This window comes from Rathayibacter sp. SW19 (assembly GCF_030866825.1).
Classification (GTDB): Bacteria; Actinomycetota; Actinomycetes; order Actinomycetales; family Microbacteriaceae; genus Rathayibacter_A; species Rathayibacter_A soli.
This window is the reverse complement of the sequence record NZ_CP133020.1, coordinates 2,981,937-3,005,533: the sequence shown is the minus strand read 5'-3', so window position 1 is coordinate 3,005,533 and position 23,597 is coordinate 2,981,937. Positions and strand designations below refer to the sequence as shown.

The following is a 23,597-nucleotide window of genomic DNA, read 5'->3' as shown; positions in this document are numbered from 1 at the left end:
GCCCCGTCATGACATCCTCACCTTCAACTTAGCGCCTCGAGCAGCGTGTCGTGCAGGGCGCCATTCGTTGCCAGCGGTGCACCGCTCCACAAGCCGGACTCGCCGGTGACAGAAGTGAAGCGCCCGCCGGCCTCTTCGACGATCGGGATCAACGCGGCAACGTCATACGGTTGCACGCCGAACTCGCCGACGGCGTCGAGCAGTCCCTCTGCGAGCATTGTGTACGACCAGAGGTCGCCGTAGGCGCGGTCGCGCCACACCTGCCGCGTCAGAGCCACCAGACGGTCGAGGTAGCCGGCCTGGTCCCACTGTTGCACGCTCTGGAAGCTGATCGAGGCATCCGCCAGGTCGCTGACACCAGACACGCGGATGCCGTACGGCTCGCCCGCCCCCTCCTGCGCCCAGGCGCCGCTGCCTTTCGCCGCCCACCAGCGCTTGCTCAAGGCGGGGGCACTTGCCACTCCGACAACGGGAACCTTGTCGATGACAAGAGCGATCAACGAACCCCACACGGGAACACCGCGTAAGTAATTCGCCGTGCCGTCGATCGGATCGATGATCCACTGCCTGGCACTGTCGCCTTCGATGCCGTATTCCTCGCCATAGATGCCGTCGCCCGGCCGCTCCGCGGCGATCAGAGCGCGGATGGCGCGCTCGACCGATTTGTCGGCATCCGTTACGAACGTGCGATCCGGCTTGGTCGAGACATGCAGGTCGTTTGCCCGGAATCGCGATGCTGAGACCGTATCGGCGGCATCGGCAAGACGAAGCGCAAGGGCGAGGTCATCGCTCAAGGTGGAGTCGGGTGTTGTCGGGCTGATGGGAGCATTCACGTCTCCAGACTAGACGGGCTCCGATACGCGGGCGAGGTGCCAGCAGAGGGTGCTCGAGTTGGCATCGGATGCGTTCGTAATGCTAGTGTTGACCCTCGGTTCGGGATCTCATTTCCCGGCCGAAAATGCACCTCTAGCTCAATTGGCAGAGCAACTGACTCTTAATCAGTGGGTTCCGGGTTCAAGTCCCGGGGGGTGCACCGAGAGAATCCTGCTCGCTAGGTAGAAAGACCTGATGAGGAGGATTTTATAGTCTCTGGACAGGGCTGAGTAGGAGCCTGAAAATGTCCATAAATTTGATCAAGGGGTCATTAACGGTCCATAAACCCTCCTTCAGCCCGAGTTTGCGCAGGCGGGTCGACGGTTGGTCTGGAGTGCCGCGGACTGAAGCGGTGACGGCGGGTGCGTGCGTCGTACCTGACCGGTATGACCGAACCTGTTGTACCAACACCGACCTCGCGGCTGGAACGGCTGTTGAGCGTCGAGGAACTGTCCGAGTACCTGGGCGTGCCGGTCCGCACCCTGTACGACTGGCGAGTGGACGGCCGCGGCCCCAAGGCGTTGCATGCCGGGCGGGTGCTGCGGTATCCAGAGAGCCGGGTGCTGGCGTGGATCGAGGCGAACCTCGATGACTGAGCAGCAACGTGTCTGGTGCCCCGGTGTTTGTGTTTGGGGTGGACGATGACTCGGCCGGTACAGCCCCTGGGCACGTTCGGTGTCATCAAGGTGACCCGCGTGCGTCGCGGCTGCTATCTGGCCGTGACGCGTTATCGCGATTTTGACGGCGACTATCGGCGGGTAAAGATGACGGGACCGACGGCCCGCGGCGCCGAGAATGCACTGAAGGCCAAGATTACCGAGGTTGGGGAACGCTCTCGCCACGGGGACCTTGACCGGTGGACCCGTCTACGTGTGGTCGCCGAAGTGTGGAGTGAAGAGGAACGCGCCAGCGAGCGGATCGCACCGCAAACGATGGATAAATATGAGGAAGTTCTACGCAGTATCGTGCTTCCCGCACTGGGGTCATTGCGGCTGGGCGAGCTCACCGTCGGTACCGTGGATCGTTTCCTGAAAAAGATCGCACAAGACCGGCCCGGCAGGGCCAAGCATTGCAAGGTGGTGCTTTCCCATGTTCTTGGACTTGCGGTTCGCCACGACGCGATCCCGACCAACCCGGTCCGTCAAGTCGGCCAATTACGCCGCAGCCACGCCGATGTTCGGGTTGCCACGCTGGACGAGTTGGTGGCGATGCGGGAAGCGATCGCATGCTGGCGGGTAGGCCCGCACGAGCGCGGTCCGCGCCCGGACGGGCAGCTGGGGAAGGCCTTCGACGTCATGCTCGGAACAGCCACGAGGATCAGCGAGACCCTCGCGATCCGCCGGTGCGACCTCGACTTGACCGTGTCGCCGGCGACCGTGTGCATCAGCGGGACACTGGTCTTTCGAAAGGGCATCGGTCTGATTCGTCAGGACCATCCGAAGCACTCGAAGCATTGGCGAGTGATCGCCCTCCCATTATTCGCGGAGAATGCGATACGCATCCGACTATCGGAAGTTGGCGATATCCCGTTAGAGCAGACCATCTTCTGCACCAAGAAGGGCACCTACCTGCCTCCGGCGAACCTGCGCCGGCAGTGGCGGGCCGTCCGAGCTTGCGCCACAGGCCTTCCTCCGGATGTGAACCTGGATTCGATCACTCCACACGTTTTCCGCAAGACCGGGGCGACTACCGTCGCCGAGCTAGGAGGAATTGGGCTGGCTGCGCAACTCCTTGGACACTCCTCGACTGCAATCACCGAAGAGTTCTACGTGCGGATGATCAAGACTGTCGATCCGGCTACGGCGGACATGCTCGAACAGCTCGGGCCGGATCGCGGTCAGCGGAAAATGAGGCTTTCACGATGACAATGACAATGATTCATGGCTTCGTTTGATCCGATGGTAGGTGGGAGCAGACAGTTCATGAGTATCTGAACGGCAGTTTCGGAAGTGCGCCAGAGCCTGCGTGCCAGGCTTGATCTATCGCACCCTGGAGAGATTGGCGTTTGGGGTGCTCCAGGAATTACTTTGTGGGCACAAGTCTCGAGGCTCCTCCGCAATGACGTCGCGACCGTAGGTGTCTTGTTTTGCGTGACGGACGCATCGCGCTATCGTCGGCCGCGCGGGTTTTTTCGCCCGTCGCATGCCTTGCTCAATCGGGGTCTTCTCCGGCGGGCTCGTGGCTGGCAATGGTGGGCGCAAGCCTGTCGCGTTCAGGGCGGGGCCGGTCGACAACGTAGGTAGTGAGGTTGTTGTCGTGGCCGATTCGACGTGCAACGAACTGATCCCGCTTGACCGGCTTGTTGTCGACGTTCTGCGTGTAGGTGCGGGCTTGGCCGTCGGCGATGAACGCATCACCTTTCTGGAACTGGGAGTAGGCGCGCTCGGCGGACTTGCCGAACATGATCAGATCGGTGAACGTCGGCTCCAACGGTGTGAACGACCCGTCATCCTTGCGACGGGCGTGTTCTTGGCCGATGCGTGCGTAAAAGCGGGCGTCACCATTCTGCGTGAACGATAGTTGCGGGGCTGAGGCAATGAATCCGGATACGGACTCGCGTGTGGTGATGGGCATCAGAGTGTTCTCCCTCGGCTGGTTGGCCTCTCACGCGCTTCGCGTGCTTTAGCAGTCAGGTGCGCATCGTGTCCGCGCCACGCTGATCGTCGCTCCCGGCGAGTAGCGACGATCGGTGACTGGTGTTGCAGATATCGCATCTCCGGAGTTGCGTTCAGCTACACGGCAGTTGCCCATTGGTCGCACGATGGTTGGTAGTTGTTCTCGACTGTTCGGGACGCTGGTCGCATCGGGGTTCGTCGAGGCGATTGCCAAGGAACGCCGAAGCGGGCAACGGGCGGGACGTGGTCGAGACGACCATATTTTCTGACCGTGTCAGGTATCGGCTTCGAGATCGTGTTCGAGGTTGCGGCGATTGCTCTGGAGGATTCGCGCGTTTGGTCGGCTGGTCCATGCCCGAAGGCGGGTGATGATGGGGCGGGCGGTGCGCAGCATGATGACCGCCGTGCCAAACGGGATGGTGCGTAGTACGTCGGGGGGAAGGATGGCGACGCGACGGATGGAGCGCTGGTGGGAGTGACCCCCGGAGGCGTCCGCGGTGACAGAGTTGGTAGTCTCGTCTCGGTCTCCGATCAGTGCTGTCAGGTCTTGTAGGTCACGACTGTTGGAGGCACCGCCGAGGATGATCTTCACGATGGAGGCGTCCCAGATCGCGTTCGCGTTGTTCTCCCCCCATTTCTCCCTCGCCTGTGCCAGCGACTGTAATACGGGCAGGGTGGTGATGCCGGTGCCGCCGCCTTCGGCCATCAGTGTTGGCAGCGACGGTAGCGGGGACAGGTTGCCGATTTCGTCCAGGGCGATGAGAACGGGAGGGTCCAGGCGTGCACCGGGCGAGCGAGCGGCGAGTTTGCGTGCGGTTTCCACGAGATCTTCGATGAAGGCTGCGACCAGGGGGGCGGAAGCACCGGCCCCGGCGCCGGTGGCCAGCAGGTAGAGGGTGCCGCGTTGGGTGAGAAATGTTGTTGGGTCGAATTCTTCGCCGCGCTTGGGCGTGACGGCAGCCAGGACGCGAGGGTCGGCAAAGGAGGAGAAGGCAAGCGATACGCCTTGCCAGATCGAGTTGCGTGTGGGCGGATCCGATTGAATCATCGCATCCAGTGAATCTGCCCATCCTTCCGCGGCGCGCGGGCTGCCTGAAAGGATACCGACGGCGTCTTGGGCGAGGATCGGGTTCAGTGCCCATTGATACAGGGTCCGTGCGTCTCGCCCGTCCAAAGCGGCGGCATGCAGGAGCGCCTGGATCGTGGCGGTGGTCTTGCCTTCCCAGAATCCGGCGTCTTGGACACCACCGAACCCGGTGGCCGCGGCGAGGCCCTTGGCCCGGATCATCGCCGTCAGTGGATCCTCGCAGCCCCGCACCGGCGACCAGCGCATTCCTGCAGGAAGTCCGGGGGCAAGGCGTTGTGGGTCGAATACCGCGGTCGGTCCGATGCTCTGCCGTGCTTTCAAAGTTGCAGTGAGGTTGTCGGGTCGGGTCGAGGTGGTGATCACGGCGCCGGGCGCGTCGAGGATGGCGTTGATGACGATGTGCAGGCCTTTGCCTGATCGGGGTGGTCCGATCAGCAGAATCGAGTCTTCCACGCTCGCCCAGACCTGCCCGCCCCGAGCATGGCCAAGCAGGTACCCGACGTCCTGTGGCTGTGGACGCTGAACGCTGGGTCGCAGGGTGGTGGCGCGGCGCAGCAGCGCTCTCCTGGACGCGCTTGCTGCGACTTCACCTGCGGTGGCGACGCCGGCTAGTCGGAACGGGTCGACCCGGCTGCGGGAACGCGCTACGGCTCGCCAAACCGACCAACCCGTGGCGCACAAAATCGTCAGGAGTCCCACCGCGACGGCCCAGTACACGATCGGGTTCAGAACTCCTGCGTTGAGCGCCTCGCCTGGGTTTCCCGGGTTGGCCAGGACTCGAATGCCGGAGCTGAGATTCCCCTGTGGCTGCGGCAATCCGGTAAGGAACGCGGCGATGGTCCCGGCCAGCCGAAGTAGACCTCCGAACAGGACAACACCGACGATGAAGCCGATGCCGAAGTTCGCGGCGATATCGTTTGCTGGACGCGGCGACGGCGCAGTCATCAGCAGATCTCCCTTCGCGTTGGTTCTTCGATCAACCCGGCTCACGGAATCAGGTACGGCGATGCCGCGGGTTCCGGTTTGGCCTCAGCCCCGATCGGCCCGTTTGCGTGATCGGCAAGCAGCCGATTGCTTTACCGAGTTGTGCTCGCTGAATGGTGCCCGCGTTGACACAGTCACCGTCCTCCTCATTGGTTGGTCCGCTTATCGAGAATTACTGGCACCCGCATCACCGGATACGCGACCGTCGCTGCCCGGCCGTGTGTTCCGCGTCACTTTAACCGCCCATGCGGCCTGTGGTATCAAAGGTTTCCAGTTCTGCCGGATGCAGTTGATGTTGTACCACGAACGATCTGTCCTTGATTCGCCATAGCCCTTGCCCGATGCCCAGGTGGGGAAGGACTTTCTGTTCGGTGCCGGACAGTCCCAGCAGGTCGGCGGTGGTGCCGAGCTGATCGGATTCCTGCCGGTAGATGATCCGGGTTTCAGCGTTGGCCAACAACGAGGAGGCGAGGGCTCGCATGGCGGTTCCTTGGTCGCCGACGTTATCGAGATCGGTGAGTTTGTGGAAGATCAGGAGGTTCGCGATGCCGTAGTGCCTGGACATTCGCCATTGCGCATCCATCCGCCGCAGCAAGGCCGGGTGGGACATCAGCCGCCAGGCTTCGTCGTAGACAACCCACCGCTGACCGCCGGCCGGATCCAGGAGGGCGGATTCCATCCAGGCGCTCGAGCAGGTCATTAATACCGAGATCAGGGTGGAGTTTTCCGCAACTTTGGAGAGGTCGAGCGAGATCATCGGCAGGGTTGGGTCGAACTCGACCGTTGAAGGTCCGTCGAACAGGCCGGCGAGATCTCCAGCCACGAGGCGGCGGAGGGCATGACCGACCATGCGGCCGTCCTCACTCAGTCGGGCATCTTCGCCAGCGTTCGGCGTGAGGAGATGGTCGACGATCATCGGCAACGTCGGCACCGCCTCTGAGACGTTCACCGCGTGCAGGGCGATGTCGATGGCGGTGTGTTCTAGCGGTGATAGCGACCGGTTGAGTACCGTTTCGGCCAGGGCGCCGAGGAGGTTGCGGCGGCGGGAGAGGACGGAGGCGGTCCATTCGGTGTCGGTCAGCCCGCCAGGCCGGTAGCCGGCATCCAGCGGATTGAGCCTGGTCCGCATCCCGTGGCCGAGGATGATCGCCCGCCCGCCAACGGCCTCCGCAACGGGGGTGTGTTCACCTTTCGGGTCGCCGGGGACGTAGACGCGGCGTCCGAACGGAATGCTGCGGGTGTAGAGGCTCTTCGCGAGGGAGGACTTTCCGGAGCCGACGATGCCGGCCAGAACAATGTTCGGTGCGGTGATGATGCCCTGCCGGTAGAGGACCCAGGGGTCGTAGACGAACGAGCCGCCGGAGTAGAGGTCATGGCCTACGAAGACACCGTCACTGCCCAGGCCGGCTTCGGCGAGGAACGGGTACGCGCCCTGCACGGTCGCGGAGGTGTCTTGATGTGGCGGGATTCGCAGTCGCCAGTACATTCTCAGCGCTGCCGAACCCGCTTCTCCGCCCGCTGGCAGATAGAGGGTCGCCCGTGCCTGCGCGCGTTCCGCCTCGTCTTTGCTGCGCGCAGTTGTCGCACGCGCCTCGCGATTACTGCGGTCTTGATCTTCGGCGTCCGTGATCCGTGCCTTGCGTTGCTTGCGCGGTTCGTTCGCGGGTGTGATCAGCATCCTCGAGTGCAACGTCGTGTGTTGCTGATGTTTCACGTCTTCACTCCTCACCGTGCTTGTTCGAGCCCATCGGATGCGTGCGTGCGGCGGCTCAGATGCCCCGGCACAGCGGTAAGGCTGCCGCGGCGAATGCCTGGGCCTGCTGCCCGACCAGGCGGCGGGTTTCACAGGAGGCTTGGATGGCGGCCTGCTCGATCGCGGCGATCGCCGCCTCGAGTTCATCGGGGGTGGGAGCGGAGACGGCGATGAGTCCGGTGTAGCGCAGGACGCCGTGGCCGGAAGTGAGATCTGCTTCTTGCTGCAGGACGTCCTGGTATTCGGCCGTTTGGGACGCGTCCTCGATTTGCCCGATCCGGGCCCGCTGGGCGGCATCGGAGATGTACTCGGTCTTCTTTCTCCGGATGTCCCGCGCGGCAATATCCGACCGGAGCGGGTCGCACAACAGCGTGAAGGATCGTCGGATTCCCGTGGACAACAAGATCGGAGCCAAAAATCCCGGGTAGACCAGCGAGCGCGGCCATTCCGAGATCCACAACACGGCATGCACCGCACTATCGGAGCGCAACAGATCCCAGCATTCCTCGATCGCCACCGGACCGGCCATGGAGAGGTCCTGCCCGATGCTGCCGGAGCGGTCCAGCGAAAAAGCAGCTTCGGGGTCGTAGGCGGTGCGGAGCATGATCGCCAGCTGACCCGGCGTGTACCACGCGGTCGGGCGCAATTCCGCGGCCCGCAGCGCCGTACTGAAGGATTCCATCTCCTGCCGCAGCACAGCCGCAGCCCCGGTGATTCCGCCACCGGCGGCGCGGATTACCCGGCCCGCCGCACGCAGATCTAAGGCAAGGGAGAGGGTGGTCACATGCCGTTCACCTGCCGGACCCGCGCGATCGATCAGCTCCCGGTAGGTGCGGGACACCCAGGAGCCATCGTCGGTACCGTGCTCGGCCCACCACTGCGACAGCCCATTACCGGAGTCCGGCAAGGTTCGCTCCAGGATCTGCACGCGAGCGATGTGTGTGGAGCGGCAGACGGTGGACAGCACCAGGCCCCAGGCTTGTACACGCCGGTCTTGCTCGGCCGGGTCCAGAAGGATGAACCCCGGATGTGTCACCTGAAGGATCGCGGTCAAGGTTTGGGCGTGCGGGTCGTGCACCATCACCGCACCCGAGTCCGGCTCGGTGTACTGACGTAGCGCGGCGGCGTCACCAGGCAGGGCCAAGGTGCCTGCTGGGCGTGGCTTCACCACCCGTACGCGGAACACAGTCTGCAGACGGTTCGTGCGTATCCACCAGTGGCCTGCGACCGGCACCCATTCGATTGCCCTGCGCCCGCTGATTGTGACCCACGCGGCCGCGATCCCGCTCACCCAGATCGGCGACGTGTAGGCAGCGGCAGGGCCGCCGACATACAGGGAGATCACGAACACCACGGCTGCCATGCCCAGAGCGGCCACCTGGAGTACGGACAGACCGAGGATGACGCCGCGCCGGGTCAGGCGGGAGAACTTGACCGCAGACAATGCATAGTCGGTCGCGGAGTTTGCTGAGGCCATGGATTCCTTTCACGTGCCTGGTATCCGGTAGGTATGTCCCGAGTGTTGAAAATGGAAGGCGGAAAGGCGTCCGGGCCCACAGCGTCTCTGCCTGATGTCGGCTAGACGTGTTCTTCCGCCCGTTGAGCTTGTCGCCGGTCGTTCCCGGTTGACCTCGTCCTGGCGCCGCTTACGAATCCGTACCTCTTGAAGTTTGTTGTCGCTTCGGTGGGGCAGGCGGCGGTGCGTTCGGCGGCCGGGCTGCCGGTGTTCGGCTCTGGCGGACGGTGGGTGGCGGTGGCGCGGATGCACCGGAGGCGTGGCCGTCGGCCGCGCTTGCGACCGTCTTACCTAACTGGGGGCCGGCCTCCGCGGCTCCCTTGACCAGCTTCGCCCCCGCGACGGCAGCCAAACCGATCGGACCGGCCGCGGCGGCCGCTGCCGAACCACCCGCGGCGCCTGCACCGCCTCCGGCCGCAGCGCCACCCCCCGCAGCGCGACCCCCGGCGGCCGATGCGCCTGCGCCCTTGCCGGCAGTCGCGCCAGTCGGTGTGCCGCCTTTACCCGCTGCGGACGGTCCGGGCGGCGTTGAGGCGCCCCGCGACGGGCCTGTGCCTGCGCCGTTACCGCTGTCGAGAACCTTCTTTGGGTCTGCGCCACCAGGCCGGAGCATGTCCGGCAGCGGTCGGTGCATGGCCTGCTTGGATTCTTGCTCCGCGGACATCACGTGGGCGGTGTCGAAGCCAGTGAAGGCGATGAATTTATAGACCATGTAGGGCGCGAATGCGGCGATGAACATCAAGACAATTCCCGCGACCGGGTCGGCGATCGAGGACAGGTCCAGGTCGATGGGGGCGTTGACTTGGTTGATCGCGACCAGAAAGACAATCACGATCACCAGTTTGGAGCAGATCAGGGCGAGCACGAACGACGCCCACTTGGTCAACCAGCCCTTGGTGGCATCCCATGGGGCTCCGGACAGGGCGATCGGCCCCATCACGATCGCTACGAGGATCAGCGCCTTGCGGATCAGGAGAGTGAACCAGACTAGTGCCGCAGCAGACAGGGCGAGGAAAGCGAGGAAGATCGTGACGATCGCACCCGCACCCGCGGAAGCGATACTGATAGAGCTGAGCCCGACAACTAGCGCACCGATCTTGGCACCCATCGACTGCAGAGTGTTGCCGGTGGCTTGGACGATGCCGATACACAGCTGGTCGACGACTTGAAGCAGGGTGGCGGTGAGGGTGATGATCAGAAAGGATCCGAGCACCGATTTCGCCAACCCGAGGGTGGCTTGGCCGAGAGCGCCGGAGTCGCGTCGGATCATGCCGGTGATCAACTGCAGGAAGAAGAAGATCAGCATGATGAACACCCCAACACCGAACAGAATGTTGTAAACACCCACGTATCCGGGTTCGGTGAGATCAACCAGGGTCGTCGAATCGAACAAGCCCCATACCCCCTGGAACATCCAGGCGGCGGCACCGCCCATCGAGGAGGCCAGCCAGTCGAACGGTGCCGAGATCAGGCTCGCGGCGGCTTGCCCGACACTGTCGCAGACGGTCGCGATGCCGGGCACGTCACAGATGCCGGCCATAGTTCACCAATCCCCCAACGGTGGTGGGTGGTGCCAGTTCACGAGACGGCCTGGCCGACGGTCCAAAAGAAGTTGATCAGGGTCACGGACGCGCCGGTGACGATGGCAGCCGCGCAGGAAATCAGCACACCGGCCTTGCCTCGCGAAGCAAGCTGAGGGTTGGAACTGTTCGCGCCGAAGCCCCACACCACCGCGGACAGGATTAGGGCCAGGACCGAGAGGATCAGGCCGACGGTCATCACTGCGCCGACGATCGTGCGTAGGCTCCCAATGCCCGGCAACCCACTGTCGTTGGGCGAGATGGTGATATCCGCGGGGATCCTTCGGAGCAGGGCGGACAGGACGGTGATGGTTAGCACGGCGGCTGGGTCCTTTCACGAGAGACAGAGGTTCCGTATCGGCGGCAGGTCATCTGTCAGGTGCGCTGCGCTTCCCGCCGGTCAGATTTTGGAACCCAAGCTGAGGAGGAAGTTCAGCCAAGTGGTACCGGCTCCGGCCAGGACCGCGCTGCTCAGGCACACCCACACCCCGGTGCGCGCTTTGGACGCGGTGACCGAGTTGCCGTGACTGGCGCAGGTCGCCCAGATGATGGCGCAGACGATGAGCATCAGCACCGCCACGATCAGGGTGATCGTCAGGAGCGCGCCGACAATACCGGTGAGGGTGCCCCGTCCGCCGATTCCGCTGAAATCCGGATAGACCGCAACCGACGCAAGAGATTGCAGGTACATGCCCGTCCCTTCTGTTCGTGGTGTTCGATGATGAGGTGTGCGTCCGGTGTGTTCGCTCAGACGTGCCCGCTGCAGACGGCGCCGCCGGCGCCGGGTTGGTTCAAGGTGGTGAGGTGATGCGCCGCCAACCACGGTTGTGGATCTACCGCGGCGGCGCTTTGCCCACCGGGGTGGATTTCCAGGTGGAGATGAGGGCCGGTGGAGTGGCCGGAGGAGCCGACCTGGCCGATCTGCTGCCCTGCGGCAACCCAGTCGCCGGGGTGGACGAAGATCCCGGTGGACCACATGTGCAAATAGGAGATGGCGACAACCTGGCCCTCAATGGTGCTCACGATCGTGATCCGCCCCTGGGTGCCGCCATCCATCCCCGCGAAGGTCACCCGGCCGTCCGCGATGGCCATGATCGGCGTCCCATCTGGTGCAGCGAAATCGGTGCCGGCGTGAAATGACTGTGCCCCGGAGATCGGATCGGTGCGAGGCCCAAACCCGTCCGTGACAGTGAAGTTGCCTTCGGGAAGCGGGAATACCAGACTCGTCGTTTCCGGCAGAGTCGAGTCGGCCGGCCCTACGGCGGGCGGGGGCGCGGTGAGGGCTTTCAAGATTGAACGGGCGACCGGCTCATAGTTTGCGTACCGGTCGGGGAAGGCCGAAATCTCCACCGACTGCACCGCCCGGCCCAGGCTCATCTGCTGCCAGCCGGGTACGTCCAAAAGTCCCCGCGGCGAACCATGATTGGGGCCGGAAGGTCCGCCGAAGAAGGCGCGCGCCTGGTAGGCGGGGTCCATCAACTCGGCTACCGTTCCCCAGCCTGATTGCGGCCGCATCTGGAACAGCCCGAGCGAGTCATGATCGGATCCGGTGCCGTCATTCGGATACGTGGCCGACTCTGGATACGCCGAAGGGTTCGCCAACTGCCGCAGGCCGGACTCAGTCAGCGCCGCCATCAGGCCGATGAGGATGCCGTTTTGACCGACACTCGCCGTCTGTGTGCCGACGAGGATGATCGTGCGCGCCCGGGTCAGTTGTTGCTTGTTCAGGACGATCAGCCTCCCATCGGCACTGGTGGCGGACAGTGAGTTCGGGACATCGGCGACCACACTCAACCTGGTGGTACCGCAGAGGGCGGTGTAGGAGATGGCCGGGTTGGCAATCACGCCGACACCGATCATCAGCAGTAGCGGCCCGAGGAGCAGCACAGCAAGGCCTGTCACGAGAAACGTTTTCATGGCGCACCGGCCTGGTCAGTGCAGCGGGTCGTTCAGCTTCGATAACCGCAGCAAAACGCACTGACGTGTGGCTGGCGGGCACGCAAGAAACATTGTGAACGACACCGGATGCTCACTGGACACCGGCTTTTCAAGCCACAGTCCGGTGCGGTGCCGGGTGGCCTCGACGGTGTAGGCGACGACACCGTCCTGAACGTGGCCGGAGTCGGCGGCAACGGCCTGCCGCCACTGGTCCGGAATGTACAACCGGCCGATAGTGACTGATTGCCGAGTCTGGTACTCCTGCAACGTCGACCACGAACTCGAGGAGGGGAAGTAGTTCGATAAATCGTGTATCAGGCCCGGCGCGTCCGTGCCGGACGGATCGGCTGCGGTAATCAGCGGTTGTTCGTATCCCGCAAGATCAATCCCGGAGGCGGTGTCCCAGGTGAACAGAGCCTCAATCACTGCGGGGGCAAAGATCGTGGCCTTTGACGTGTTCGGAAGAGGCTGAGGATGAACGGGAGCGCTGGGACGCCTATTCTGCGAGTCCGGGAATGGTCGAGACGCTGTCATTGAGATACCCGTGGGATGCAACCGTTTCGGGCCGTTAGTGAGCCCGTAAATACCAACGCAGATGAGAGCAAGGGTGATGACACCGACGCCGATCATCAGGCCAATTCGCAGGCCGTGACGCGGACGATCGCGAATGCCGGCAAGCTCAACCATGTGGGGCATCGACGGAAGCCTTCCTGATCGTGCGTTGGTGTGCAGGTCAGGTACGTTTGCCGGCCCCGGTCTTCGCTTTGCCTAAGTTAGGCAATCTTAAGATGGTCGACGGTCCGGGATGCGCCTCACCGGGCTTGCCCATATCGTTGGTTGTGTAAATAAATCGCTTCAGACAATGGCCATCCCGACGCGTCGTTATTTAGTTGATTTCCGAGGTGGACCGGAGTTGTTGGGCCACTGATTCCAATAGTCGTCAGGGTTGCTTGCGGGCTTGTCGTAGAGCACGAGTTCGTCGGCCTTCTCGAGTGAAGTGCACATGGTCATCAGTTCTCGATTTGCCGGGTCTGTGTCCCACTTCAGCAGCAGGTATCGATCGCCCGCCTTGTGGTGAATGCGTTGGATCACGGCTTTGGGGATGACCGGGTTGGTGCGCATCACCAGCCAGGTGTCCTGGTCGTATCTGATCGGCTTCGGGCGATTCATGGGGTCTCTTGGCGTGTCGGGAACTCTGTGCTTATGATCTTTAACCATCGAAGATATGTTCTACAAAGCAAGGAGTCAAGATGAGTGTCCTACACGCGACCGACACCGTCACGATCTGGCCACACGACGGTGCCCCCACGCGACTTGTCTGGCGTGGCAGGACGTATCAGGTCACCGATACGCCGACCCAGCTTTCCGATCTTCTGTTCGGCATAACGCATCCGCCGCAGATTGATGGATGGAGATTCCAGGGAACTGACGATGCAGGCGAATCGAAGGTTTTTGATGTTCGGCACGTCGGGGGAGCGGAATGGGTCGTTGTCAACGTCTATGACTGAAAGCGGCAGTCGGCTACAGTGTCCGCTCGCGATAGTCGTCGAGCAGTTGTGAAGCGGTGTACTTCCGGGGCTGGCCGGTTCCGGTACCGACCTGGAGGCCCGCGACCAGATCACTCAGTGGAACATCGACCGCAGCCGCCGCAATAAGCAGGGTGCCGAGCGTCGGGTTCGCGACCGCGCCGCGCTCCAGCCGCGCCCACGCGGAGGCATTCCAACCGGCCCCGGCGGCCGCTTCGGCTTGCGATAGGCCGAGGTGCTCGCGAGCCGAGCGGAGAGCCACACCGAATTGTGCTCCTGGTGTCATGACATCTTCGGGCGCATCCATTCAGTCAGCATAGGAGTGGCCCCATTTCAACCACCAGCGTACGGACGATGTGCCGATTCGACAGGCGCAATGCCAGCGGCCATTGGCACCGGTCGACGCACTTTTCGGGGAACACCACGTGCCAGGAGTTGGCGCCATCAACGGCCTCGTCGACGCGTCGCGCTTGGGGAAGGAGACTGACTACGCTAGTTCAGGTTTGCGCGCTGTCAATGCAGTGGTGACGAATGCGTTGGCGCCCGCGGCCGCGGTATTGATGAGGTCCCATTGCTTGTCGCTGGCGTGTTCCGCGATTACAGCAGGGTCGAACCGGTTCCACCAGCCGTGCTCGCGCCGGAGTAGGTCGACGAGTTTTCGGACTTCATGCTTTTGGCGCAGAAACGGGTCTGTGTCTGACCAGCCGATCGGCGCGGTACGGGCCCGCTCGGTTTTCTGAATCTCGGCCACCCTTCCAACCGCGAGAGCGGCCGCCTTGACTGCTGTCTTTGGGTGCGTTTCTTGGGCGAGTGCTGCAAGCTCGGTGCTCGCTGCGATGCGGACGGTATCGGTCGTGTTCGGATCGTCGGCGAGGCGACTGAGTGCTGCTTTATGTTGGGCGAGTTTCACCCGAAGGTATCGGCCATCGACTTTGCCGTCCTGGTTCAGCTCGAACAGAGCCTCAGCTGCAGCTTGCCGCACCAGGGGGTCTTCGCTATCGTCCGCAGCGATCATCTGCAGCTGGACGACCTGTTCGAGCATGCTACGTGAGTCCCGGCCCGTGACGGCCCGAGCCGCTTGGGTGCGTGCCTTGTTGGACCTCCCCAATGAGGCCAAGCCCGCGTCGTGTGGCGGGGGTGCCGAATCGGCACCCCCATCCTGGCTCGTTTGGAGGGCGATGAGGTGCTGGCGACGGGAGGGGGACCCAAACCGTGTCTCGGCGACACGGCGGACGGCGTCTTCGGTGTAAAGGGCCTTCAATTCGGCGTAGAGTTCGGCCTGTTCAATCGGGGTGAGAGCCTTCTGCAGCGTGTTCTCGTTCTGGATCGCCAGGACCGTGGTGAGTTTGTCGGACACGTCGGGCACGACCCAGATTGCAACGCTGGTGTGGCCGAGTTTGCGTAACGCCGCGAGGCGTCGGTTGCCTGAGATCAGCACGTAGGTTGAGGTGACGGCCACTGGGTGGAGCAGGCCGAGTCGACGGATTGATTCGACGAGTTCGTTGAGGTCGCCGAGATCGCGCCGGTACTGGTGGCCGACGGTGATCGCGTCGATCGCGTGTTCCAAGACCAGGTGCCCGCGCGCCATCACAGTGCCCCGGCTCGTCCCACTTCACGTGCCATCCGCACAAGGTCTGCATCTTGCAGGAGATCGGCCACCGTGTCGCCCAAGAGCACGCGCCCCAGGATTCCGGTTCCCGCGTCGTGACGGCGCGTGGGTTTGGTTCCGATCAGGAGCCGCACCAGGGCCGCCCACCTGGTATCGCTGTAGCCGAGTCGGTATGCCAGTGCGGTGTCGACGGTCAGGGTGTCCATCGCGGAGTCGTGGGATGACAATGAGCTAATCCGGTTGCATATGTACTCCACTGCCGCTTCGATCGCGCGGGCCGGCGAGCCGGTGACAACGAAGAACACGCATGCCGAGCGGATCACGTTCTCGACGTCGTCGTTGCTGTCCTCGGATTCCACGAACGGGTCGCGCCGGTGGATGTCGTAAAGGAATTCCTCGTAGTAGCCGGCGCGGATCGGTTCGAGGGGGGGTCGTTTTGAGGGCCGGCGGGCCTTGTCGGAGGAGGTCATCAGCCGGTCGGCGTGCTCGTCTGCGGCGATTGCAAGCCGGACGGCGTGCGTGACGACCGCCCACGGGTCGTCCGCTGTCAGCGTGGCCGGGGTGCGGAAGGCGAGAAACGCTGCGTAGCCGGCATCGGCCGGGTCACGATGCCAGGCTTTGGCGATCGGCGCGTATTTGTGCATCGCAAACAGCATCAATTCCCGGGCGACCGCGCTGGTGGCCCATCTGTCAGTTGCGGTCAACGTGGTGATCAGCTCACGCAGTATCTCACTGTCCGTGAAGTCTGGCAGCTCTTCTTGACTGGCCAGGCGTGTGGTTCTCATGACGGCTCCCTCGAAATACTCGGGTTAGAAGTAAGGTGTGTCATCCCGCCGGGGCGGCTTATCACTGCGCCTTGTTGTGCGGCCCACCTGCGAAGCGACGCGTTCTTTGTGGCCGGGAGGAACAGGATGGCGGTAGCGGTTACTGGCAACTGTTTCGTGCGGGCGTGTATTGCGGCGTGTATCGGCGGTGTCGACCGCCAACTTTTGGGCCGCAGTGCTCGCCCTGAACGTGTATTGGCGAGCTTCCGGGGTCCGGCAGCGATGGGTGTGCTGCCGGATGGCAATCTCGTGTGTGACCGGTCGCCCGGCGGTCGGCGTGCGCACCTGACCTGGAAGAGCACATCAAATTTCGGCGGCGGGTAGCGAAGCCGGGGACGAATACACACAAGCACCATCTGGTTGCCGGCAGCTTTCTTCTTGACATTGATCGGTCGGCGTTTCATTGTTGAGGACATGTGCCCCCTATGGGGTCTGTTCGTGTCGTTTGCGCCACCGGTTATCGAGAGCCGGTGCCATGAGTACTCGACGTTTTCGGTGCCCGGCACGCTTCCCAGCGGGACGGTACGCGAGCGAGGTCCTACTCGCCCTGTGCCGCGCGGTCCGGGTCGTCGGGAGGGGAGCACATTCAGATGGCTGTGACGGAATCTGCTTTCGCCGTGACGGCGGAGGACTCCGCGGCTGACCGGCCCCAGACGATTCGCCCGGTGCGGGCCCGACGTTCTCGGTTCTATCTGGCTGGTGCGCTGGCGCTGATCATCGCAGGTGGAATGGGCAGCGCATTCATCTATGCGACGGCATCCCATACCGAGCAGGTGCTGGTCGTGCGCCACGATGTGGAGCGGGGCGAGTTCATCACCCCGACCGATCTCGGCTCGATCGGTGTTGCGGCGGGACAAACAACCCAGGGTGTACCCGCGGCGAACGCGGCCGAGGTGCTCGGCAAGGTGGCAACGGTCGACCTGCCCAAAGGTAGCCTGATAACCGGCCGATCCTTCGCCGGGTCCCTCACTGTTCCGGCCGGGCAGGCACTGGTGGGGCTCTCTCTCAAACCCTCACAACTGCCTGCTCAGCCTCTTGTTGCCGGGGACCGGGTCGTGATCGTACCGGTGGCCGTCAACGGAAGCTCTGTATCCACATCAAGCGGTGCGGACTCCGGTGTCGTGTCGGAGGCTGTTCGTGACACGGCGTCGGGAACGACCATCGTTGACGTGTACGTGAGTCAGACGATCGCCGCGGATCTGACCAGTCGCGCATCCGTCGGTGCCGTCGCCATCTTCTTGACAGCCTCGGGGAAATGACATGACGGTTCTCGCTTTCGCCTCCTTCGCGGGCTCTCCCGGTGTGACCACCGCCGCATTCGCCGCCGCGGTGCACTGGGTGCGGCCAGTCATCGTGTTCGAGGCGGACAGTGTCAATGCCACCTCTGCGATGGCTGGATTCTTCCGATCGAATCTTCGCCCGGATAGTGGCGGCCTGGACAAGGTTGCTGTCGCCTACTCCCGCAATGTACTGACCTGGCAGGACCTGGTGGACCCGTCATCCGACCTGGCGATCGCCGTGCATCTGCTGCCGCACATTGTTGCGGCGCCGATCCCGGCGCTGCCTGCGGGGCACCGCATGTGGGTGGTACCAGGCTTCTACCGGCTGGGAATTCTCGACGGTGTCCGCGGAATGTGGGCCCGCTTTCCTCACCTGTTCCGGGCGCTGAGCCAGTCCGGGATTGACGTCATCGTGGATCTTGGCCGGATCGCTCATAGCGACGTCCGCTTGCCGATCTTGGACGGTGCCGACCAGATCATCACCTTCGCGGTCAGCACGATGGTCGATCTGAATCGCGTGTATCGCCGTCTGGAGTTGCCTGACTTGGCCGAACGCCTCGAGGGCGTCGGCCGGGCGGAGAAGTATCGGATGGTGCTGATCGAATCTGCCTACGAATCCGTTCCCTGGCACGCATTCGCCGAACACCTCATGCCTCTGCTGGGGGAATTGCCGTTCGATCCCGGCGGCGCCGCCGTGTTCTCACTGGGCCGGCCCGACACCCGACCACAACGAAACAGCTATCGGCAGGGGATCCGTCGACTGGTCGCCACGATCGATGAACAGGCCCGCAGTGACCTCGACAAAGAAGCAGTGTGATGACAGAAAACAACGCATCGGCAATCAGTATCGAGACGCGCCCGTTTCTCGATTACCTCGCCGTCGGCATTCCCAGAACCCCGCCGCTTGCTCAGCTCACCTCGCCTGGCCCGGCACACTTGTTCGCCGCCGCCACCGACCCCGACCCGCACTTGATCGAGCACACGCCGGCAGTCCTCGACCTCTCCGAGTCGACCTCCACTGTTCAAGTACCCGAGCATTCAGTGGTCGATCCGATCATCCTGCCTGGGCGCGGACTGCAGCCCGTGCAAGCCAACGACCGAGAAGACGCGGACGACGTTGATTGGCGGCTTGTGGACCATCTGACCAAACAGCTCAACCTGGACACCGACCATGAGCGCACCCGGCAAGATTTTGACGTGGCGACCGCCTCCGCCGAGCCAGAGACCGTCTTTGAGGAGAACGTGCTTGGAGAGATCTGGCGCCTGGTGAACCGGCATGGCGACTACCTCGTCATCAACAACGGCCCGGACTACGAGTGGTCCAGTAAGCGGCGTGCTGACCATGTTCAGGCGGTGTTCGATTCGGTGTTCCGCTACGGGCGTTTCCAACAGTATTTGCGGGAGCCTGGCATCGAAGACATCAGTGTCGTCGGCTTCGACAACGTTATGGTGACCACTTCGGAGGGTCGACGTGAGCACCGACGTCCGATCGCCTTCGATAATGATGATCTGGAAGGCCAGATCGCGGATCTGACCAGTTGGCGCGGCAGGGCGTTTTGCCGGCCGGCCGGGCACATCGACCTCGACCTCGGTGGTGCACGATTCTCCGCCACAGGCCGGCCGATCACTTCACTACCCAACATCACCATGCGCAAGCACAACCACATCGATGTCTCCCTCGATGACATGGTGGCGCTGGGTAGCATCACCAGCAGAATGGCGGTCCTGTTGTCCGCCGCGGCCAGGGCCAACCGCTCCGCTTTGGTCTCCGGTTGGACTGATGCCGGCAAGACCACGTTCTTACGGGCGTGGATGTCGGTGGTCCCATGGGAGGAGAAGATCGTCACGATTGAGACCGAGCACGAACTGTATCTGGGCAAACAGGTCCGTCGGCACGCGCAGGTGCAGGACTTCCAATACCTGCCCTCGATGCTGGCCGGCAGTGACCTGGCCGTCACCTACAGTCTGGAGGACGCCTTCCGAGAGTCGCTGCGCTCCTCCGCCCAACGCATCCTCTTCGGAGAGATTCGCGGGGCGGAGGGTCCGGTTGCGATCAAGGCGATGCAAGCCGGCAAAGGATCGATCTCCACCATTCACGCCCGAAACGCGGACGATGCCATCCACCGCTTCGCCGACATCCTGATGAGCGAGCAGGGCCTGAGCGATGACACCGTTCCGTTGCGTCAGATCATGCGCAGCATCGACCTGATCGTGCACCTGGACATGCTTTACAACCCCGACGGAACCCGGCGGCGCATTGTCACCGAAATCGCCGAGGTCATCCCGCGGCCTGACGCCCAGCTGCCGCTGGCTTCCCTCCTCTACGCATGGGACTGGGACACAGGCGCCTACACCCAACCGGAGAAACCAAGCACGCAACTGCAACAAGCGCTCTACCGTGTCGGTCTGGACCCGGAATACTTCTGGGCAGGCACAGAATGATGCCCCTGGCCGCGGTGCTTACCGGCGCCGCCACCGTCGCAGGAGTGCTCCTACTGGTTCTCGCGTTCCGGCCAGCACCACCCAAAGGACCAGACAAGACCGCCGGGGCCACCGTGGCTGGCCGGTGGGCGAGAATCAGCAGGCGGCAGAAATTCCTGTTGTTGGTCGGAATTCTTGCTGGAGTGGTCGCCGCGGAGGTGTCCGGCATCATCGTGCTGGTCGTGGTGATCCCGGTTGCGATCGTCGGGTTGCCGTTGCTGCTGGGGAAGGCGGACACGGAAGAACGAGACCTGCTGTCCGCATTGGAGACCTGGGCGCGGAGCCTGGCTGCTGCGGCCGAGACTGGGTCATTCACCCTCAAAGAGGTCATCGGCATCGGCCGCGCCTCCGCACCTCCGCGTCTGCGCATCCCGATCGACCGAATGTGCAACCGGATGAACGGCTCCTGGAGCACAGCCGCAACACTGCGGGCATTCGCCGACGAGATGGATAACGCGTGGGCCGACGAGGTCGTGATCTACCTGATCCAAGCCGCAGAATTCAACGCCGGCGGCCTCAGCACGGCGTTGGCCGGCCTGGCCGACAATCTTGCCAGCCAGGTCAAAGCACGGATGGTGATCTACAACGAACGCGACAAACCGCGCCGGACCATGCTGACAATGACCGGGATTATCGCGTTCGTTTTGGCGGGCATTGTCCTGTTCTCCCGAACCCCGCAGATCGCCGCCTATAGCACCCCGGCTGGTGAGGTGATCCTGACGATCATCCTCGCCGTGTTCCTGCTTCTGCTGGTCTGGGCGAAACGGCAAACACGCACCTCACCCGAACCGCGCATCGTCATCACCGACACCCACGGCATAGGGGATCGACCGTGAACCCGATTCTGATCGCCTTCCTGCCCGGCGCTCTGGTCGGAGCCGGGCTCGGCCTGTTCTTGCTCGCCACGGCCCCGCGCGTCCTGCGTGCCGGTGATGCACTCGACCGGCTCGGCGACCTCAACCCGGCACCCGAAACCGGCGCCACGACCCGTGCGCTCTCGGATCGGATCGGCGCGTGGATGCACGAGCATGCACCCAACCTGCCCGGCTTCATCGCCCCCATGAAACAACTTGATCTCCTGGAAATCCCGGTCAGCAGGTTTTACGCGCAGAAACTCCAATACGCGGCGCTAGGCTTCGCGGCCCCACTTCTGATTCCCATCCTCTTTCAGCTGACCCTCGGCTTCTTTTTCCCGCTTCCGCTGGTTGTCAGCCCGGTGCTGGCCGCTGTCATGTGGATGATCCCCGACAGTACCGTGCGCACTCGAGCCAAACAAGCACAGCGCGAGTTCACCCGCTTCGTCACCGTCTACCTCGAACTGGTGGCGGTGGCGCTGCTGGGGAACACCACCGCGGACAGCGCCCTGGCCAGTGCTGCGACCGTGTCCGATTCGTGGGCGTTTGTCCGGATCCGCCGTGAGTACCAGCTCGCCGACCTGACCCGTACCTCGAAATGGGACGCACTGGATCGCCTGGGCGTTACCATCGGGGTGCCCGCGCTGACCGAAATGTCTCGGACGATGCGGCTGGCCGACGCCCGGATCGGCCTCCGCGACCAGTTGCGCGCGGCCTGCGACAAACTCCGCGCCCAACTCGCCGCCGACGATACCGCCGCGGCCGAACGAGTTACCTCCCGGATGGATGTCCCCGTGATGCTCACCCTGGCCCCGATCCTGGCCATCGTCATCACCCCCACACTGTTGCAACTGACCGCCATGTGAGAAGGAAGGACAAACGACATGACTAAAATCATTGCCGGACTGTTGGGCCGGTATACGCGCATCAATGCCACGCTTCGCGAGCGGGTCGAAAAACTCCGTGCAGACCCCGAATCCGGTCTGGAGCAGTCGACCTGGACCGTGATCATCGCGGTCGGCGGTGCCGTCCTGGCCATCGCCATCCTGGGCCTGATCACGGCCTGGGCAACCGGCTACATCGGCAAGCTGCCCGGGTAAGAACAGCCGGGCACCAGGATGATGACAATTCACCTGCGAGGCACACTCCGACAGCTCGGCCGGGAGGACGGGGTCGCAACCAGCGCGATCGTCATTCCCGGAACCGTGCTGCTGGTGGTCATCGCCCTGCAATGCGCACTGTGGTTCCTCGGCGGCAACATTGCACAGAACGCCGCCATGGACGCCTACCGCGACGCCCGCGCCTACCAATCCACGACCGACGCCGGAACCGCTGCCGCCGGCAGCGTGCTCACCCTGACCGGCGGGTTCCTGGACAACCCCACCGTGCAGGTGCAGCGCACCGCCACCACCGTCACTGTCACCGTCACCGGGGATGCAGTCTCCCTCATCCCCGGGCTGTCCCTGCCGCCAGTCCAGCGGAGCATCACCGGCCCGGTCGAACGATGGATACCAGCACCATGACCGTTGCCGGGCGACTGCTGCGTGACGACCGAGGAGAGATCGAAGATCTCCCCGGCCTGACGATCCTTCTCGTCGGGATCATCGCCCCGCTCCTGGCCGTTGTGCTGTTCATGGGCCGCTACGGTCTGGCAGACAGCAGCGTGCAAAGCGCCGCCGCGGCGGCCGCCCGGGACGCATCCTTGTCCCGCACGGCAGCCGAGGCCGTGCCGCATGCCCAAGCTGCAGCGGCGATCGCCCTCCAGGGAAACGTCCACTGTGTCGGCCTCGACGTCACGATTGGTGGAAACGGGCTCACCACCGCGCTCGGCCAGACCGGCACCGTCAGCGTCACCATCATTTGCACGATCAGCAACGCCGATCTCGCGTTCCCCCTCATCCCGGGCACCACCACCATCACCGAGACCGCCAGCAGCCCTGTCGACCCCTACCGGCAGCGGTGAACCCATGAAATACACGCCCCTCGTCCTCATCCTCGCAGTCGCGATGATTCTGATCGCTGGCATCGTTGTCGACGGCGACGGCAAAACACAAACCGTGCAACAGTCCCTCACAATCGCCGAAGGCGCAGCCCGCGCCGGCACGAACGCCGCCGCCGGCAACGCCATCAACGGCGACGCCTTCACCCTCAGCCAACCCGCCGCGATCAACGCCGCCAACAACTACATCGCCGCAGCAGGAGCAACCGGCGAAACCCGAATCGAAGCCGACCAAGTCATCGTCACCGTCCACCTCACCTATACGCCGAAGGTGCTCAGCAGCTTCGGCTTCGGCCCGATACCGGTCCAGGCGACAGCCTCCGCCAAACTCGTCGACCACAACTAAAGCTAGGGAAGGAAACACATGATGACCGTGTCTGGAAGGCTTACCAGGATCACGGTTGCGGCATTGGCTGGGACACTCCTTCTGGGCGGCTGCAGTGGCCAAACCACAATCGTCCCGACAACCGCGTCGCGGACGGCGTCCTCAACTCCGACTGCATCATCGATCGGCGCACCGAAGACCGCCGACGAAGCATGGAGCGCAGCTACCCAAACGATCACAAGTTTCGTGGAGGTGCAGTACCAGATTCAGGCCAGCGCGGGTGCCAATCCTGAACGCATTGACCCATATGCGACCGGGTCTGCGCTCGAGAATGTGGATCAAGTTGCGGCCGG

Annotated in this window: 26 protein-coding genes and 1 tRNA gene; 13 read left to right on the top strand and 14 right to left on the bottom strand. The window is 63.5% G+C overall.

All coding sequences use genetic code 11. The features are described 5' to 3' along the window. Positions 1 to 23 precede the first annotated feature (23 nt). The gene (locus QU604_RS14020) at positions 24 to 833 is read right to left on the bottom strand and encodes an inositol monophosphatase family protein (RefSeq protein WP_308465241.1); all 810 of its coding nucleotides are present in this window, start codon (positions 831 to 833) and stop codon (positions 24 to 26) included. Positions 834 to 960: 127 nt separating this feature from the next. Between QU604_RS14020 and QU604_RS14015 the strand changes: the two genes are divergently transcribed. From QU604_RS14015 to QU604_RS14005, 3 genes are all read left to right on the top strand, one after another. Continuing rightward, a tRNA-Lys gene (locus QU604_RS14015) sits at positions 961 to 1,033 on the top strand. Between the two features lie 226 nt (positions 1,034 to 1,259). Further along, the gene (locus QU604_RS14010) at positions 1,260 to 1,469 is read left to right on the top strand and encodes a helix-turn-helix transcriptional regulator (protein ID WP_308465240.1); all 210 of its coding nucleotides are present in this window, start codon (positions 1,260 to 1,262) and stop codon (positions 1,467 to 1,469) included. Between the two features lie 90 nt (positions 1,470 to 1,559). Then, positions 1,560 to 2,738 carry a tyrosine-type recombinase/integrase gene (locus tag QU604_RS14005; protein ID WP_308465239.1) on the top strand — a complete coding sequence of 393 codons (1,179 nt, stop codon included), beginning with the start codon at positions 1,560 to 1,562 and terminating at the stop codon, positions 2,736 to 2,738. Positions 2,739 to 3,024: 286 nt separating this feature from the next. On the opposite strand, the gene QU604_RS14000 is transcribed toward QU604_RS14005, so the two are convergent. From QU604_RS14000 to QU604_RS13955, 10 genes are all read right to left on the bottom strand, one after another. After that, positions 3,025 to 3,447 (bottom strand): single-stranded DNA-binding protein, encoded by a 423-nt coding sequence (locus tag QU604_RS14000; protein WP_308465238.1) that lies wholly within the window; start codon positions 3,445 to 3,447, stop codon positions 3,025 to 3,027. Between the two features lie 315 nt (positions 3,448 to 3,762). Next, positions 3,763 to 5,520: a type IV secretory system conjugative DNA transfer family protein gene (locus tag QU604_RS13995; protein WP_308465237.1), complete on the bottom strand. Its 1,758-nt coding sequence runs from the start codon at positions 5,518 to 5,520 to the stop codon at positions 3,763 to 3,765. A gap of 274 nt (positions 5,521 to 5,794) precedes the next feature. Beyond that, positions 5,795 to 7,237: a putative type IV secretion/conjugal transfer ATPase gene (locus QU604_RS13990; RefSeq protein ID WP_308468925.1), complete on the bottom strand. Its 1,443-nt coding sequence runs from the start codon at positions 7,235 to 7,237 to the stop codon at positions 5,795 to 5,797. A 91-nt stretch (positions 7,238 to 7,328) separates the two neighbouring features. Continuing rightward, positions 7,329 to 8,789 (bottom strand): SCO6880 family protein, encoded by a 1,461-nt coding sequence (locus QU604_RS13985; protein ID WP_308465236.1) that lies wholly within the window; start codon positions 8,787 to 8,789, stop codon positions 7,329 to 7,331. Positions 8,790 to 8,958: 169 nt separating this feature from the next. After that, positions 8,959 to 10,368 (bottom strand): conjugal transfer protein TrbL, encoded by a 1,410-nt coding sequence (locus QU604_RS13980; RefSeq protein ID WP_308465235.1) that lies wholly within the window; start codon positions 10,366 to 10,368, stop codon positions 8,959 to 8,961. 38 nt (positions 10,369 to 10,406) lie between these two features. Further along, positions 10,407 to 10,727, bottom strand: coding sequence for a DUF6112 family protein (locus QU604_RS13975; RefSeq protein WP_308465234.1), 321 nt, complete (start codon positions 10,725 to 10,727; stop codon positions 10,407 to 10,409). A gap of 81 nt (positions 10,728 to 10,808) precedes the next feature. Next, positions 10,809 to 11,099, bottom strand: a complete 291-nt coding sequence (locus QU604_RS13970) for a DUF6112 family protein (protein WP_308465233.1) — start codon at positions 11,097 to 11,099, stop codon at positions 10,809 to 10,811. A gap of 56 nt (positions 11,100 to 11,155) precedes the next feature. Further along, entirely contained in the window at positions 11,156 to 12,325 is a 1,170-nt protein-coding gene (locus QU604_RS13965; RefSeq protein ID WP_308465232.1) for a M23 family metallopeptidase, read from the bottom strand. A gap of 15 nt (positions 12,326 to 12,340) precedes the next feature. Continuing rightward, positions 12,341 to 13,042, bottom strand: coding sequence for a hypothetical protein (locus tag QU604_RS13960; RefSeq protein WP_308465231.1), 702 nt, complete (start codon positions 13,040 to 13,042; stop codon positions 12,341 to 12,343). A gap of 186 nt (positions 13,043 to 13,228) precedes the next feature. Continuing rightward, positions 13,229 to 13,516 (bottom strand): hypothetical protein, encoded by a 288-nt coding sequence (locus tag QU604_RS13955; RefSeq protein WP_308465230.1) that lies wholly within the window; start codon positions 13,514 to 13,516, stop codon positions 13,229 to 13,231. 80 nt (positions 13,517 to 13,596) lie between these two features. Between QU604_RS13955 and QU604_RS13950 the strand changes: the two genes are divergently transcribed. Continuing rightward, a complete protein-coding gene (locus tag QU604_RS13950; protein ID WP_308465229.1) occupies positions 13,597 to 13,854 on the top strand; it encodes a hypothetical protein in 258 nt (85 codons plus the stop codon). Between the two features lie 13 nt (positions 13,855 to 13,867). Here the strand turns inward: QU604_RS13950 and QU604_RS13945 are convergent, their stop codons facing one another. The 3 genes from QU604_RS13945 to QU604_RS13935 all read right to left on the bottom strand — a co-directional run bounded on the left by QU604_RS13945 (position 13,868) and on the right by QU604_RS13935 (position 16,266). Continuing rightward, positions 13,868 to 14,179 carry a helix-turn-helix domain-containing protein gene (locus tag QU604_RS13945; RefSeq protein ID WP_308465228.1) on the bottom strand — a complete coding sequence of 104 codons (312 nt, stop codon included), beginning with the start codon at positions 14,177 to 14,179 and terminating at the stop codon, positions 13,868 to 13,870. Between the two features lie 180 nt (positions 14,180 to 14,359). Next, a complete protein-coding gene (locus tag QU604_RS13940) occupies positions 14,360 to 15,460 on the bottom strand; it encodes a ParB N-terminal domain-containing protein (RefSeq protein WP_308465227.1) in 1,101 nt (366 codons plus the stop codon). Beyond that, positions 15,460 to 16,266: a hypothetical protein gene (locus QU604_RS13935; RefSeq protein WP_308465226.1), complete on the bottom strand. Its 807-nt coding sequence runs from the start codon at positions 16,264 to 16,266 to the stop codon at positions 15,460 to 15,462. Before QU604_RS13935 ends, QU604_RS13940 begins: the two co-directional genes overlap by 1 nt. Positions 16,267 to 16,895: 629 nt before the next feature. Between QU604_RS13935 and QU604_RS13930 the strand changes: the two genes are divergently transcribed. Genes QU604_RS13930 through QU604_RS13890 form a run of 9 tightly spaced genes read left to right on the top strand, consistent with a single transcriptional unit; the run spans position 16,896 to position 23,265 of the window. After that, positions 16,896 to 17,564 (top strand): SAF domain-containing protein, encoded by a 669-nt coding sequence (locus tag QU604_RS13930; protein WP_308465225.1) that lies wholly within the window; start codon positions 16,896 to 16,898, stop codon positions 17,562 to 17,564. Position 17,565: 1 nt separating this feature from the next. After that, positions 17,566 to 18,402 (top strand): hypothetical protein, encoded by an 837-nt coding sequence (locus QU604_RS13925; RefSeq protein ID WP_308465224.1) that lies wholly within the window; start codon positions 17,566 to 17,568, stop codon positions 18,400 to 18,402. Further along, entirely contained in the window at positions 18,402 to 20,027 is a 1,626-nt protein-coding gene (locus tag QU604_RS13920; protein ID WP_308465223.1) for an ATPase, T2SS/T4P/T4SS family, read from the top strand. The genes QU604_RS13925 and QU604_RS13920 overlap by 1 nt, the downstream gene beginning before the upstream one ends. Next, positions 20,024 to 20,902, top strand: coding sequence for a type II secretion system F family protein (locus tag QU604_RS13915; RefSeq protein WP_308465222.1), 879 nt, complete (start codon positions 20,024 to 20,026; stop codon positions 20,900 to 20,902). The genes QU604_RS13920 and QU604_RS13915 overlap by 4 nt, the downstream gene beginning before the upstream one ends. Continuing rightward, positions 20,899 to 21,786: a type II secretion system F family protein gene (locus QU604_RS13910; protein WP_308465221.1), complete on the top strand. Its 888-nt coding sequence runs from the start codon at positions 20,899 to 20,901 to the stop codon at positions 21,784 to 21,786. Before QU604_RS13915 ends, QU604_RS13910 begins: the two co-directional genes overlap by 4 nt. 18 nt (positions 21,787 to 21,804) lie before the next feature. Further along, the gene (locus tag QU604_RS13905) at positions 21,805 to 22,020 is read left to right on the top strand and encodes a hypothetical protein (RefSeq protein WP_308465220.1); all 216 of its coding nucleotides are present in this window, start codon (positions 21,805 to 21,807) and stop codon (positions 22,018 to 22,020) included. A gap of 18 nt (positions 22,021 to 22,038) precedes the next feature. Beyond that, complete coding sequence (locus QU604_RS13900; protein WP_308465219.1) at positions 22,039 to 22,443, top strand: TadE/TadG family type IV pilus assembly protein; 405 nt, start codon at positions 22,039 to 22,041, stop codon at positions 22,441 to 22,443. After that, positions 22,425 to 22,883: a hypothetical protein gene (locus QU604_RS13895; protein WP_308465218.1), complete on the top strand. Its 459-nt coding sequence runs from the start codon at positions 22,425 to 22,427 to the stop codon at positions 22,881 to 22,883. Before QU604_RS13900 ends, QU604_RS13895 begins: the two co-directional genes overlap by 19 nt. Positions 22,884 to 22,887: 4 nt before the next feature. Further along, positions 22,888 to 23,265, top strand: coding sequence for a hypothetical protein (locus tag QU604_RS13890; protein WP_308465217.1), 378 nt, complete (start codon positions 22,888 to 22,890; stop codon positions 23,263 to 23,265). Positions 23,266 to 23,597: the final 332 nt, after the last annotated feature.